The sequence below is a fragment of the Saccharopolyspora sp. SCSIO 74807 genome, assembly GCF_037023755.1.
GTDB classification, from domain to species: domain Bacteria; phylum Actinomycetota; class Actinomycetes; order Mycobacteriales; family Pseudonocardiaceae; genus Saccharopolyspora_C; species Saccharopolyspora_C galaxeae.
The window spans coordinates 2075070-2088669 of sequence record NZ_CP146100.1 but is presented as its reverse complement, the minus strand read 5'-3'; the positions used below and the strand labels follow the sequence as shown (position 1 = coordinate 2088669).

At 72.1% G+C, this 13600-nt stretch carries 13 protein-coding genes; 6 read left to right on the top strand and 7 right to left on the bottom strand.

The features are described 5' to 3' along the window. Nucleotides 1-52: 52 nt before the first annotated feature. Nucleotides 53-541, bottom strand: coding sequence for a DUF3592 domain-containing protein (locus V1457_RS09450; protein ID WP_200068944.1), 489 nt, complete (start codon nt 539-541; stop codon nt 53-55). 63 nt (nt 542-604) lie between these two features. Between V1457_RS09450 and V1457_RS09445 the strand changes: the two genes are divergently transcribed. After that, on the top strand, nt 605-1912 hold the full coding sequence (locus V1457_RS09445) for an isochorismate synthase (protein WP_307849922.1): 1308 nt from the start codon (nt 605-607) through the stop codon (nt 1910-1912). A gap of 48 nt (nt 1913-1960) precedes the next feature. Here V1457_RS09445 and V1457_RS09440 read toward each other — a convergent pair whose 3' ends face one another. Continuing rightward, on the bottom strand, nt 1961-3466 hold the full coding sequence (locus V1457_RS09440) for a M1 family metallopeptidase (protein ID WP_338602546.1): 1506 nt from the start codon (nt 3464-3466) through the stop codon (nt 1961-1963). 341 nt (nt 3467-3807) lie between these two features. After that, nucleotides 3808-5484: a 2-succinyl-5-enolpyruvyl-6-hydroxy-3-cyclohexene-1-carboxylic-acid synthase gene (menD, locus tag V1457_RS09435; protein ID WP_295141798.1), complete on the bottom strand. Its 1677-nt coding sequence runs from the start codon at nt 5482-5484 to the stop codon at nt 3808-3810. A gap of 210 nt (nt 5485-5694) precedes the next feature. Here menD and V1457_RS09430 point away from each other — a divergent pair, with 210 nt between their 5' ends. The 3 genes from V1457_RS09430 (at nt 5695) to V1457_RS09420 (ending at nt 9047) form a co-directional block, all read left to right on the top strand. After that, nucleotides 5695-6618: a 1,4-dihydroxy-2-naphthoyl-CoA synthase gene (locus V1457_RS09430; RefSeq protein ID WP_200068941.1), complete on the top strand. Its 924-nt coding sequence runs from the start codon at nt 5695-5697 to the stop codon at nt 6616-6618. Between the two features lie 283 nt (nt 6619-6901). Continuing rightward, nucleotides 6902-8146, top strand: coding sequence for an o-succinylbenzoate--CoA ligase (gene menE, locus V1457_RS09425; RefSeq protein ID WP_407074779.1), 1245 nt, complete (start codon nt 6902-6904; stop codon nt 8144-8146). A gap of 28 nt (nt 8147-8174) precedes the next feature. Beyond that, the gene (locus V1457_RS09420; protein WP_338602539.1) at nt 8175-9047 is read left to right on the top strand and encodes a 1,4-dihydroxy-2-naphthoate polyprenyltransferase; all 873 of its coding nucleotides are present in this window, start codon (nt 8175-8177) and stop codon (nt 9045-9047) included. Nucleotides 9048-9141: 94 nt separating this feature from the next. Here V1457_RS09420 and V1457_RS09415 read toward each other — a convergent pair whose 3' ends face one another. The 3 genes from V1457_RS09415 to V1457_RS09405 form a co-directional block, all read right to left on the bottom strand. Then, the gene (locus V1457_RS09415; protein ID WP_338602536.1) at nt 9142-9690 is read right to left on the bottom strand and encodes a DUF3558 family protein; all 549 of its coding nucleotides are present in this window, start codon (nt 9688-9690) and stop codon (nt 9142-9144) included. Between the two features lie 64 nt (nt 9691-9754). Then, the gene (locus V1457_RS09410; protein WP_338602533.1) at nt 9755-10879 is read right to left on the bottom strand and encodes a PLP-dependent cysteine synthase family protein; all 1125 of its coding nucleotides are present in this window, start codon (nt 10877-10879) and stop codon (nt 9755-9757) included. After that, nucleotides 10866-11174 carry a DUF4229 domain-containing protein gene (locus V1457_RS09405; RefSeq protein ID WP_200068937.1) on the bottom strand — a complete coding sequence of 103 codons (309 nt, stop codon included), beginning with the start codon at nt 11172-11174 and terminating at the stop codon, nt 10866-10868. Before V1457_RS09405 ends, V1457_RS09410 begins: the two co-directional genes overlap by 14 nt. Before the next feature lie 175 nt (nt 11175-11349). Between V1457_RS09405 and V1457_RS09400 the strand changes: the two genes are divergently transcribed. Both V1457_RS09400 and V1457_RS09395 read left to right on the top strand, forming a co-directional pair. Next, complete coding sequence (locus V1457_RS09400; protein WP_184476042.1) at nt 11350-11571, top strand: BldC family transcriptional regulator; 222 nt, start codon at nt 11350-11352, stop codon at nt 11569-11571. A 115-nt stretch (nt 11572-11686) separates the two neighbouring features. Continuing rightward, nucleotides 11687-11881 carry a hypothetical protein gene (locus V1457_RS09395; protein WP_200068936.1) on the top strand — a complete coding sequence of 65 codons (195 nt, stop codon included), beginning with the start codon at nt 11687-11689 and terminating at the stop codon, nt 11879-11881. Nucleotides 11882-11922: 41 nt separating this feature from the next. Here V1457_RS09395 and V1457_RS09390 read toward each other — a convergent pair whose 3' ends face one another. Then, complete coding sequence (locus tag V1457_RS09390) at nt 11923-13269, bottom strand: AAA family ATPase (RefSeq protein WP_407074778.1); 1347 nt, start codon at nt 13267-13269, stop codon at nt 11923-11925. Between the last annotated feature and the right edge of the window lie 331 nt (nt 13270-13600).

Sequence of the window (13600 nt, the reverse complement as noted above, 5' to 3'; positions counted from 1 at the left end):
GGCTCCACTGTGAACCCGCCCGAGGCGGCGCAGAAGGGACGGATTCCCCGGATCAGCTGCCTGCGGAGCGCTCGGCGGAGCGGCGCAACAACCACCACGCCGGCAACACGACCAGCCAGAGCACGACGAGCACACCGGCCACCGGCAGCAGCGAGAGCACCATGCCGCGGCCGGCGACGCGCACCAGGTCGGGGTTGCGGGTGTCGTACTCGACCTGCACGTACTGGCCCTTCTGCAAACCGGCCGGGTAGAGCACCCCGTTCGCCGGGATGTAGACGCCGCCTTCCGGGGTGCTGAACCGGACGACCGTGCGGGTCATCGACGTGCCGACCACTTCGGCGACGCCGCTGCCGCGGGATTCGGAGATCGTGCGGTCGTCGATCGCGCAGGCCACCACGACCGACAGGCCCAGCAAGCTGATCAGCACGCCCAGCGCCAGCACCGCCCGGGCCCCGACGCGGCGCACCCGGTGCGCGGGCCAACGAGATGCCGCGGTCCCGCCCGCACCGCCGGCCGCTTCCGACTCCGCTTCGCTCGCCACGGCCGCCGATTGTAGGGAGCCGGACCTCGGCTACCGCGGGGCAGTGCGCATACCCTCGGCGGAGTGGCGACCCCGAGCCCTCTCCGCGTCCGCACCCGCGAGATCCCCGACGACGATCCCCGCTACCACCGCCCGCTGCTGGACCTGCTGCCGAACCGCGCCGCGATGAGCTGGGTGCGGGACGGGTCCGGGCTGGTCGGCTGGGGCGTGGCCGCCAGGTTCGACACCGCTGGACCGGACCGCTTCGCCGAGACCGACACGTATTGGCACGAGCTGTGCGCACGGATGGACGTCGACGACGAGGTCCGGCTGCCCGGCACCGGTCCCGTCGCGTTCACCAGCTTGGCGTTCGGTGACCAGCCGGGAGATTCCGTGCTGCTGGTGCCTCGGGTGGTGATCGGCCAGCGGGACGGCGTCCGCTGGATCACCACCGTCGGCGAAGACGCCGCCGACGGAAACGCAGCCGACGAACCGGTGCTGCCGGTGCACGGACCGGGAACCGTGCGCTACGGCGACGGCCGGTTGCCCGCCACCGGATACCGCGACGTGGTCGCCGAGGCGGTGCGGACGCTGGCCAATGGCGGCGAGGTGCGGAAGGTGGTGCTCGCGCACGACCTGCTGGCCGAGACCTCGGAACCGCTGGATCCGCGGTTCCTGCTGGACAACCTGGCCAGGCGGTATCCGAGCTGCTGGACGTTCGCGGTCGACGGGCTGGTCGGTGCCACACCGGAGCTGCTGCTGGAGCGCACCGGGCACCGGGTGCGCTCGCACGTGCTGGCCGGGACGGCCTGGCCCCGTCCGGGCGTCAGCGCCGACGAACTGGCCGCGGGTTTGCTCGACTCGGCCAAGGACCGCGCGGAGCACGCGTTCGCCACGGAATCGGTCGCCGCGGAACTGCGCCCGTTCTGCGGGGAGCTGGCGGTGCCTGCGCAGCCGGAGGTGTTGCGGCTGCGCAACGTGCTGCACCTGGCTTCGCTGATCAGCGGCGAACTGCACCAGCACGCGGCGAGCAACGGCGTCGCCGCACTGCTGCGGCTGGCCTCCGCGCTGCACCCGACCGCAGCCGTCGGTGGCACTCCGACCGCCGAAGCGGTCGAACTCATCGAGAAGCTCGAGCCCATGGACCGCGGCCGGTACACCGGCCCGGTCGGCTGGGTCGACGGAGCAGGCAACGGTGCGCTGGGTCTCGCGTTGCGCTGCGCGCAGATCGAGCACCAGCCGGGCGACAGCGCCGCAGTGCCGGACGGCGGCAGCACGGTCCGGCTGTTCGCCGGCGGCGGCATCGTCACGGGCTCCGATCCCGATCAAGAGGTCGCCGAGGCCGCGGCGAAACTGCGTCCGATTCGCGAAGCCCTGGAAGGCGACGCCTGAACGCACCGCCCGGCCCGCGCGCAGGTGGGCGGCGCGTCCGGCGAGCGATCAGTGGTGGTCGTGCACCCGCTGATGCGTTGCGTCGATCTCGGCCACCGACTTCGGCGGTGTGCTCCCGGCACGGGTCGCCGACTCCGGGATCCCGCTGTCCGCTCCCGGCGCGGGCTTGCCCGGTGTGAACAGCCAGATCCGGAAGAACTCGTCGAGCTGCTTGCCGGAACGCTGCTCGGCCAGCGCGATGAAGTCCTCGATCTTCCCGTTGGAATACCGCTTCTCCGAGACCCAGGTGCGCACCGCGTCCAGCAGCGCCTCGTCCCCGATGACGTTGCGCAAGGCGTGCAAGGTCATCGCACCGCGGTCGTAGACGGCGTCGCCGAAGACGTTCTCCACACCCGGATCACCTGGCGGCACCTGCCAGAACGGGTCGTCCGCTGGAAGTGCCGAGTAATAGTGGTCGAACAGCTCCTGCGCGGTGCCGTTGCCCTTCGCCTCCGACCAGAGCCACTCCGCGTAGGTCGCGAAGCCCTCGTTGAGCCAGATGTTGCGCCAGGTGTCCACCGACACCGAGTCGCCGAACCATTGGTGGGCGTTCTCGTGCACCACCACGGACGTGTTCGCGCCGTCGTCGAAGAACTTCGGGCTGTAGGTGGGCCGCCCCTGGTTCTCCAGCGCGAAGCCCATGTCCTGCGACGCGGACACGAGCCCGCCCTGGGTCTGGAACGGGTACTCGCCGAACAGCCCGGACAGGAACTCCAAGATCTCCGGGGTGCGTTCCACGCTGGCCCGCGCCGCACCGGCGTTCGGCCCGAGATCCTCCGCGTACGCCGTGACCGACTGCTGACCGAACGCGCCGGGCTTGGTCTCGACCGCGTACTGCCCGATGCCGATGAAGGCCAGGTAGGTCGCGGTGGGCTTCGGGTTGCGCCACTTCCAGGTGGTCCACCCGGCCTGCGACTCGGTGTCGGTGTTGGTGCCGTTGGAGACCACCTTGGTGCCGTCCGGCACCGCGACCGAGATGTCGAAGGTGGCCTTGTCCCGCGGGTGGTCGTTGCCGGGGAACCACCACGCGGAGATCTCGGGCTGACCGGCCGCGAGCGCGCCGTCCGGTGTCCGGATCCACGGGTTGGTGCCGCCGACCTCGACGCTGGAGGGCACCCCGGCGTACTCGACGACGAAGGTGGCGGGCGCGCCTTCGGGCAGGTCCTGCGACGGCGTCACGGTGAGCTCGCTGCCCCGCTGGCCGAACTCGGCGGGCGCGCCGTTGACCCGGATCGACTTCACCGGGAGCGCGAAGTCGAGGTTGAACGCGGACAGGTCCTGCGTCGGGTTCGCCACGATCGTCGTGGTCCCCGCCAGGTGATCATCGGCCGGGTCGTAGCGCAGCTGCACGTCGTAGTGCGAGACGTCGTAGCCGCCGTTGCCGTACTCCGGGAAGTACGGGTCGCCCAGACCCGGTGCGCCCGGGCTCCCGGTGCCCGCCGCCGCGGGCTGCGCGAGGAAGGCCGCGGCACAGCACGTGGCGGCGGCGACTCGCAGTCCATGTCGTCGGAACACCAGGACACACCTCCCGAAGATCAGGTTCGCTCGCCGCAGCCTACGAATCGCACCGCAAACCCCGCGACACACTGCCGGGTGGGTTTTTTCCCAGAGGAAGCGAGAATTTTCGGCAATGCCGCCGGTGTCCGCGTGCGGAGCACTGTCGCGCAACCACGCGATCCACTCAGATCGACTCACGCCGCAGCTCAAGAGTGTCCACTAAGGACTGCGCGGTGACGTGCACCGCTTTCCGCCGACACCGGGAGCACAGCGCTGGAGCCGCGATGAGCAGAAGCGGCCCGCCGATGCGCCTCCCGATGATTGGGAACCGGCGATCTCAACAGGTGGCGGCGAAGGGATCAGCCGAGCAGCGCGGAATTCACCACCGATTGCAGGCGCCCGTGCAGACTCCGCGTCTGCGTCCGGTCCGCCTGGACCTCGACCACCCGCAGGCCCCGCGCACCGTGCAACGCCTGCGCGAATTCCGAACGCTGCCGCACCCGGACGTGCTCCACCCCGTGCGCGGCGCAGAGCGCGGCGAGATCGGTGCCGTGCGGGGTGCCGAAGACCCGCTCGAACGAGGCCCGGTGCTCCGGAGTGCCCTGCTCCAGCAGCGAGAAGATCCCGCCGCCGTCGTCGTTGAACACGACCATCGTCAGGTCCGGGCGCTGCTCGTGCGGCCCCAGCAGCAGCCCGTTGCTGTCGTGCAGGAAGGTCAGGTCCCCGAGCAGCGCGTAGCACGGACCGTCGTGCGCGGTGGCCGCACCGACGGCGGTGGACACCGTTCCGTCGATGCCCGCCACTCCCCGGTTCCGGTGCACCGTCACGTCCGGACGGTGCCGGGCGGCCAACGCCACGTCCCGGGTCGGGTTGGACGATCCGAGCACCAGCAGCGACCGCGCGGGCAGCTCGTCGACCAGGTCGCGGGCCAGCACCGGTCCGTTCGGCCAGCGCTCCAGGTCCAGCGCCGCGTGCAGCGCGGCGGACACCTTCTGGTCGGCCTGCTGCCAGGCGGTGAGCCAGTCCGGGTCGGCCTCCCGCTCCGGAGCGGCGCCGAAGGAACGGGCCACCTCCCGCACGGCGTGCCCGGGCGCAGGCCAGTCGACCGCGGCGCCGTGCGCCAGCAGCACCTCCACCCCGGCGTCGGTCAGCAGCGACTGCACCTGCCGGAAGACCGTGGGCCTGCCCACGCACAGCACCTGTTCCGGCCGGTGCTCGCGCACGAACTCGGGCAGGTTCAGCAGCCACATGCCGGTGTCCACGGCCGCCGAACCGGCCAGCCCCACCCCGCCGGTCTCCGAAACGACCGGCCACCCGTGGCGCTCGCCCCAGTCCGCGGCCGCCTCGGCGTCTCCGTCGGCGACCAGCACCAGACCGCGCCGGGCGGTCAGCCCGCGCAGGCTGCTCGGCGCACCACCGCGTTCGGCGATCTCGGTCCACCGCGCCCCGCCGGGACGTCCGTCCAGCGACTCGCACCAGTCGAGGTCGCCGTCCGGCACCAGCGGCTCGCGGAACGGCAGGTTCAAGTGCACCGGCCCCGAGTGCGGGGAACCCCCGGCCGCGTTTGCCGCGCGGCAGGTCTGGCTGCGCCAGTACGCCTGCTGACCGGGCCGGTTCTCGGCCACCGCCAGCTCGTCGAACATCCGGACTTCGGAGCCGAACATCCGGTGCTGGTCGATCGTCTGGTTCGCGCCGGCGGCCCGCAGCTCCGGCGGCCGGTCGGCGGTGAGCACCAGCAGCGGTATGCCGGAGTGCGCGGCCTCGCTCACCGCGGGATGCAGGTTCGCCGCCGCCGTGCCGGAAGTGCCCACGACGGCGACCGGCCTGCCGTCGACGGCGGCCAGCCCCAGCGCCAGGAACCCCGCGCTGCGCTCGTCGATGCGCACGTGCAGCCGCAGCCGCCCGGCCGCGTCGGCGGCGTGCAGCGCGAAGGACAGCGGTGCGTTGCGCGATCCCGGGGAGAGCACGACGTGGCTGATCTCGTTGCGGATCAGTTCGTCGACGATGACCTCGGCCTGTGCCGCGGACGGATTCAACCCATCACCCCGGACTCCCTCGAAAGCTGCCCCCTGCGGACCGCTCCCAGTGTCGCCCGGGACACCGGACCATTCGGACCCGGTACCGGCTGCGCCACCGGAACGGGCGGCCACTGGGCCACCGGGACGGACAAGCGCTGGGCAGCCGCACCGCGCGGCCGGCGCCCTCCTGATGTTCCGGGCGCCGGGGCTCGGCCTATTGTCCCAGGCGTGCTGAACTCCCGTGTTTCTGAGCTGTTCGACCCCGCCGCGTGGGAGCCGGTGGCCGGGTTCGACTTCACCGACATCACCTATCACCGCTGCGTCGAGGACGGTCCGGGACGCGGCACCGTCCGGATCGCCTTCGACCGCCCGGACGTGCGCAACGCCTTCCGCCCGCACACCGTCGACGAGCTGTTCCGCGCGCTCGATCACGCGCGGATGACCAGCGACGTCGGGTGCGTGCTGCTGACCGGCAACGGCCCGTCCGCGAAGGACGGCGGCTGGGCCTTCTGCTCCGGTGGTGATCAGCGCATCCGCGGCCGTTCCGGATACCAGTACGCCTCCGGGGACACCTCGGAGACCGTCGACCCCGCCCGCGCGGGCCGGCTGCACATCCTGGAGGTGCAGCGCCTGATCCGGTTCATGCCCAAGGTCGTGATCGCCGTGGTGCCGGGCTGGGCCGCCGGCGGCGGGCACAGCTTGCACGTGGTGTGCGATCTCACGCTGGCCAGCGACGAGCACGCCCGCTTCAAGCAGACCGACGCCGACGTCGGCAGCTTCGACGGCGGGTTCGGCAGCGCCTACCTGGCTCGCCAGGCCGGGCAGAAGTTCGCCCGCGAGATCTTCTTCCTCGGCCGCCCGTACTCCGCCCAGCAGGCCCACGAGATGGGGATGGTCAACGAGGTCGTCGAGCACGCCGAGCTGGAGTCGACCGCGTTGCAGTGGGCGCGGGAGGTCAACGGCAAGTCGCCCACCGCGCAGCGGATGCTCAAGTACGCCTTCAACGCCATCGACGACGGGCTGATCGGCCAGCAGCTGTTCGCGGGCGAGACCACCCGGCTCGCGTACATGACCGACGAAGCGGTCGAGGGCCGCGATGCGTTCTTGCAGCGCAGGGAGCCGGACTGGAGCGAGTTCCCCTGGTACTACTGACCGCGCCACCGGGCCGCGGGCAGCGCTGAGCGCCGGTGGCCGGGGCGCCTCCGCCGCGGCCACCGGCAGCGCGCCGGGAAGTTCGCAGCCGTTGCGGTCCTGGAGCCGCACGCCCATCGTCATCACCGCTTCCGCTCGTCACCGGTCTCTGCAAGAACCATCGACCGGCCGGGTCGAACAGTTGAGCGAGTTCATCCGAACTGGTGATCGAGTTGTGATGGACGGAACCGTTGCCGCAGGCCGCCGACCCGCCGCGAGCACCGGCAGGCGCAAGATGAGCGGTATGCCGACCGCCCGCGAACCCCGGCCCGGTGCGCTCCGCTCCCGGGAACTCCGAGAACTGCCCGTCCCCGCGGGAGCAGCGGCGCTGACCGTGCTGCCCGACCTGCGCCGGGCCCTCAGCGGCGAAGGCCCGGCGCTGCTCCCGGTGCCCGCGGGCACCGACCCCGCACCCGCCTTGGGCGCGGGTGAACCGCTGGAGTCCGATGCGGACGATCCCGCGGACCCGACGGCCCTGGTCATCGCGACGTCCGGTTCCACAGGAACGCCCAAGGGCGTGCTGCTGCCCGCGACCGCGCTGCGCGCATCGGCCGAGTCGACGCACCGCCACCTCGGCGGCCCGGGGCACTGGCTGCTGGCGATGCCTGCGCACCACATCGCAGGCATCCAGGTGCTGGTCCGGTCCCTGATCGCCGGAACGGACCCGGATGCGGTGGACGCTTCGGACGGTTTCCGCCCGGATCGGTTCGCCGAAGCCGCGCAACGGACTTTGACCACCCGGGGAAGGCACTACACCGCGTTGGTTCCCACTCAGCTGCACCGCCTGCTCGACGACGCCTCCGCCGGACTGGAAGCCCTGCGCGGATTCGACGCGGTCCTGCTCGGCGGAGCGGCCACGCCACCCGCGCTGCTGCGCCGCGCGCGCGAGACCGGTGTCCGGGTGGTCACCACCTACGGCATGAGCGAGACCTCCGGTGGCTGCGTCTACGACGGCGTGCCGTTGGACGGGGTACGGGTGCGAGTCGAGGCCCCCTCCGGTGCCGCGGAGTCCGGTGTCGCGGAGTCCTGCGCGCCCGGTCCGGTGTCGCTGTCCGGCCCGACGCTGGCCCGCGGCTACCGGCGGCAGGCTCCGGCCGCGGCGTTCGACGACGGCTGGTTCCGCACCGGCGACCTCGGCCGGTGGTCGGGGGACCGGTTGGAGATCGTGGGCCGCGCCGACGACTTGATCATCACCGGCGGCGTGAACATCGCCCCGGCCCAGGTGGAACGCGTGCTCGGCGAACTCGACGGCGTGCGCGAGGTCTGCGTGCTCGGGGTGGACGACGCCGAATGGGGCCAGGCGGTGGTGGCCGCGGTCGTGCCCGCCGACCCGGCGGCGCCCCCGCGGGCGGAAGCGCTGCGCGCGGCGGTGCGCGCCGAAGCGGGCCCCGCGGCCGTGCCCAAGCGGGTGGAGTTCCTGGCCGAACTGCCGTTGCGCGGGCCGGGCAAGCCGGACCGGCGGGCGTTGCGGTCGACTCTTCATCAATGACCACGAGCGGTGCGAGATGATGACCCCCATGGCGACTGTCACTCAGTGGATCGAAGGCGCGCGGCTGCGCACATTGCCGAACGCGATCACGCCCGTGCTGGTCGGAACCGGCGCGGCCGCCGGGGTGGACGGGTGGTCCGCACCGATCGCGCTGCTGGCGCTGGCGGTGTCGGTGCTGCTGATCATCGGGGTGAACTTCGCCAACGACTACTCGGACGGAGTCCGCGGCACCGATGACAGCCGGGTCGGGCCGATGCGCCTGGTCGGCTCCGGCGCAGCGACGCCGGAGTCGGTGCGCACGGCCGCGTTCACCTGCTTCGGCTTGGGCGCGCTGGCCGGGATCGGCGTGGTGCTGCTCAGCGGTCAGTGGTGGATGCTGCTGGTCGGGCTGCTGTGCATCGGTGGCGCCTGGTTCTACACCGGCGGCAAGCGCCCGTACGGCTATTCCGGGCTCGGTGAGGTCGCCGTGTTCGTCTTCTTCGGCTTGGTCGCGGTGCTGGGGACGATGTTCGCGCAGGCGGGCACGGTCAGCGGGTTCGCCATCGGTGGCGCGGTCGCGGTGGGCGCGTTCTCCAGCGCCGTGCTCGTGGCGAACAACCTGCGCGACATCCCCGGCGACCGGGTCACCGGCAAGCGCACCCTGGCGGTGCTGCTCGGCGATCGGGACACCCGCACGCTCTACTTGGCGCTGGTGCTGATCCCGTTCCTGATCACGGTGCTGACCGGGCTGCGCAATTCGTGGGCACTGGTGGGTTTCCTCGCGCTGCCGCTGCTGATCAACCCGGTGCGGGCGGTGACCGGCGGCGCTTCCGGGCGCGGGCTGATCCCGACGCTGCGGGACACCGGCCTGGCGATGCTGGTGTGGGGCGCGGCGACCGGGGTCGCGCTGGCCGCCGGCTGAGCCCGGGCTCAGCTCGTCGACACAGCTGAGCTCCGGCTCGGCCCGTCGACACAGCTGAGCCCCGGCTCAGCCTGCGGACACAGCCGAGCTCGCCTCAGCGCACCCCGGCCAGCACGTACTGCGCGACCCCCTGCGCGGTCTCGCAGTCGTCCGAGTCGGCTTCCGGCGCGTTCACCGCGACCTGCAAGGTCGCCCCGGCCTGCGGCGCGAACACGGTGCAGTCGTTGACGTGCAGCTGCTGGGTGCCGCGCACCGCGCCGAGCTCGACCTCTTCGTCGCCGAGCCCGCCGAAACCGTCCGGTTGCGAGCCGATCAGGATCGACCGCGACCCGTTCTGCGCCTCGAACTGGCAGCCGCGCACCGACGGCTCCAAGCCGATCTCGCGCGGCGCGCCCGCGCCCACCGGGAACGCGAGCTTGCCGAGTTCGTCCACCGTGACCAGCCCGCACAGCTGTTTCGCTGAGGCGTCCGCGAGCGCGCGGCGCTGCTCCGGCGGCACCTGCCGAGTGATCGACGGGGCGACCGACTCGGGCTGACTGGTGGTGGTCCCCGGCGAGGTGGTCGCGGGTGCGGGACCGGGCCCGCCCTGGGTGCATCCGGCCGCGAGCAGGGTGATCAGCGCGGCGGGCACGATCGCGCGCATGTCACCTCCTGGAACGACTGCTGATCGCAGAGTACGTGCCGTCGCCAGGACCGCCGCGGACGGCTCAGCCCGCGACCGGCCACGCGCCGGTGCGGTGGAACTCCGCCAGCGCCTCGAGGGGCCCGCTCAGGTCCATTCCTTGCGCGGCCACCCATTCGTCGTCGTAGTAGGTGTTCGCGTAGCGCTCGCCGCCGTCGCAGAGCAGCGTGACGATGCTGCCGCCGCGCCCGTCCCGCACCATCTCGGCGATCAAGCCGAACGCGCCCCACAGGTTCGTCCCGGTGGATCCGCCGACCCGGCGGCCGAGCACGTCCGCGGCCCAGCGGACGGTGGCGATGGAGGCCGCGTCGGTGACCTTGACCATGCGGTCGATGGCCTCTCCGACGAAGGAGGGCTCCACCCGGGGCCTGCCGATGCCCTCGATCAGCGAGCCGCGGGAACCGGTCTGCGCCGGATCGCCGCGGCGCCAGGCGTCGAAGAAGACCGAGTGCTCCGGGTCGACCACCGCGAGCCGGGTGCGGTGCCGCCGGTAGCGGATGTAGCGGCCGAGGGTCGCGCTGGTGCCGCCGGTTCCCGCGCCGGTGACGATCCACTCCGGCACCGGGTGCCGCTCCAACGCCATCTGCTCGAAGATCGACTCGGCGATGTTGTTGTTCCCGCGCCAGTCGGTGGCGCGTTCGGCGTGGGTGAACTGGTCCATGAAGTGCCCGCCGAGTTCGCCGGCGAGCCGCCGGGACTCCGCGTAGATCGCGTCCGCGCGATCCACGTAGTGGCAGGTGCCGCCGTGCCGTTCGATGAGCGCGACCTTCTCCGCGCTGGTCGAGCGGGGCATCACGGCGATGAACGGCAGGCCGAGCAGGTGCGCGAAGTGCGCCTCGGAAACCGCGGTGGAACCGGAGGACGCCTCGATCACCGGCGTGTTCTCCGTCACCCATCCGTTGCAGATGGCGTAGAGGAACAGCGATCGGGCCAACCGGTGTTTGAGCGAACCGGTCGGATGCGTTGACTCGTCCTTGAGGTAAAGGTCGATGCCCCACTCCGGCGGCAGCGGGAACCGCAGCAGGTGAGTGTCGGCGCTGCGGTTCGCGTCGGCCTCGATGAGCCGGACGGCTTCGTTGCACCAGGCCCGCGTGCTCCCGCAGGAGCGGTCCACGACAGCGCGGGCCCGCTCGACGTCACTGCTGGTCATCGGACTCGTCGCGGTCGCCGCGGAGCTGCGCGCGGAGTTCTTCGCGGCGCTGCGCCCGGTGCACCATGCCCGCCGCGACGCGGCGGCGCAGCTTGCCGAACACCAGCATCGACAACGGCATCACGACCACCACGGACACGGCCGCGGCCACCAGCACCGGCACCTGGCAGGCGGCGATCACGGCGGTGACCGCGACCAGCAGTCCCAGCCTCGCCAAGGTGTAAAGCGCGATGTCCCGCGCCAGGTTCGTCCGCCCGTCCGGCCCCGCGTGCTCGGCCACCTGCTGTTCCTGCACGTCAGCCAGGGTAGAGCACGGCGGTTTCGGCTCGGCGCCCGGCGGTCCCGCCCGATGCGCCGGTTTCGTCCCTTACCTTCCCTTTACCTGGAGCCAAATGTTCGAGTACCTGACCATCCGGGTGCCAGGATGCGACCGGAATGCCCGAAAACCGTCCGCATTGTGGAGGTCCGCTGTGACCGCGACGACTCCCCAGTCTCGTCAGAACGGCCAGGAACAACTGCTCACCCCTGGTGAGGTCGCCTCGCTGTTCCGGGTCGACCCCAAGACGGTCACGAGATGGGCGACCGCGGGCCGGATCGGCTCCATCCGCACGCCCGGCGGGCACCGCCGGTTCCGCGAGTCGGAGGTCCGCACGCTGCTGGCCGAGCTCACCAACGACGTCCGCTCCGCTTGATCCGCACCCGGGGGACCCGCCCGCGCGGCGGGCTCCCCGGGTCGTTGCCTGATCGGCGCACCCACCGGCCCCGCCACTCGGGCTAGTCTCGGCGGGGAAGTGTTGGAGGTGTCCGATGATCTACGTCCTGGCAGCGATCGGCGCGCTCACCGTCGCCGTACTGATGTGGCGGGCTTTCGGCCCGATGCGCGACGACGAACCGGAAAGCGCCTCCGGCCGCAGGACGGTGGCACCCGACGACGATCCCGAGTTCCTGCGGCGGCTCGGCGAGCAGCAGCAGCGCAACACCGGCGACCACGACCAGGACTGATCCCAGGCGACCGGGACCGATCCGGGCGCGGCCGCCCGCGGTCACACCTGCCGCTGCCTGCCGAACGCCTGCGGGAAGTCGTCGGCGACGATCGCGGCCAGTTCCAGCAGCGCCAGCCTGGTCGGCGCGGCGAGCTGGTCGAGTTCCACCTCGGCGCCCTCTTCCAGGTGCGCGTCGAACGGGATGCGCGCCACCGAGCGGCAACGCGACCCGAAGTGCGCGCTGAGCTTGTCCACGTCGACCTTGCCGGAACCCGGCCGCACCGAATTGATCACCGCGACCGAGCGCGCCACCAGCGAGCCGTAGCCGTGCGCGTCCAGCCAGTCCAATGTGGCCGAAGCACTGCGCGCACCGTCTATCGAGCCGGGCGAGACGATCACCAGTGAGTCCGCGACGTCCAGCACGCCCTTCATCGCCGAATGCATCAGTCCGGTGCCGCAGTCGGTGAGCAGGATGTTGTAGAAGTGCTCCAGCAACGTCACGGTGCGCTGGTAGTCGTCCTCGCTGAACGCCTCGGAGACCGCCGGGTCCTGCTCGCTGGCGAGGATCTCCAACCGGCTCGGGCCCTGCGAGGTGTACGAGCGCACGTCGCTGTACTTGCGGATGCGCTGCGCGTCGCGCAGCAGGTGCCGCACCGTCGCGGTGGTCTCCAGCGGGATCTTCTGGCTGAGCGTGCCGCGGTCCGGGTTCGCGTCCACCGCGATCACCCGGTCACCGCGCAGCGACGAGAAGGTGGAGCCCAGCGTCGCGGTGGTGGTGGTCTTGCCGACGCCGCCCTTCAGGCTCAGCATCGCGATCTTGTAGCAGCCCTGCAGCGGCTGGTTGATCCGGCCGATCAGCTCCCGGCGGCGCACGTCCGAAGCGGATTCGCCCAGGTTGATCGAGCGGCCGCTGGCCACGTAGAGGGCCTTGCGCCAACCGGACTGCGGTGGGCGCCTGGTCTGCCGGAGCAGCTGCGCCGAGGACAGGTCCTGGCCGAACGCCTGCTGGTTGCCGCCCTGCGGCGGTTGCTGCGGCGGGAACCCCTGGGGCTGCCCGGGATTCGGCTGCTGGGGGTTCTGCGGGTATCCGGGCTGCTGCGGGAACGGACCGGCCGCGGGCGCGTACGGCCCGGACGGGACACCGCCCACCTGGTGCGGCCCGGACTGCCCGGGCGGTGCCGGGAACGGCCCGGAGCCCCCCGGCGGCACCTGGTGCGGTCCGGACTGTCCACCTTGGACGGGCTGGGGGCCGGGCGGGCCCTGCGCCGGGTTCGGCCCGGGCACGCCGGCCTGCTGCTGCGGGCCGGACTGGGTCGGGTCGGCGTAGAGCGGCCCGGACTGCGGGCGGACGTCCGGGAACGGCTGTCCACCTTGGACACCGGGTGCCGGGTAGTGCTGCGGCGGCATCTCCGGCGGCTGCAGCGGGGTGTTGTTCGGCGTCGTGCCCGGCTCGACGTACGGCGCTTGGGCGGACTCCTGCGGGCCGTAGCCGTAATCCGGTGCGCCGTGCCCGGCCGGGCCGTTCGACGCCGCGGACGGGTTCCGGGCTTCCGTGGACGACTCCGGGCGCGGGCCGTCAGCGGCCGCACCGGGCGACGTCGAACCCGCCTCGCGCTGCGTTTCGGGCTCTTCGTAGCGTCCGGTCACCGTTCCCGTACCTCCTGCACTTGGCTCGATCATTACCGGGACGAGTGCCGGCCGCCCGCGTGACGCGGGTGGCCGGACGCCGCGCTCCGGC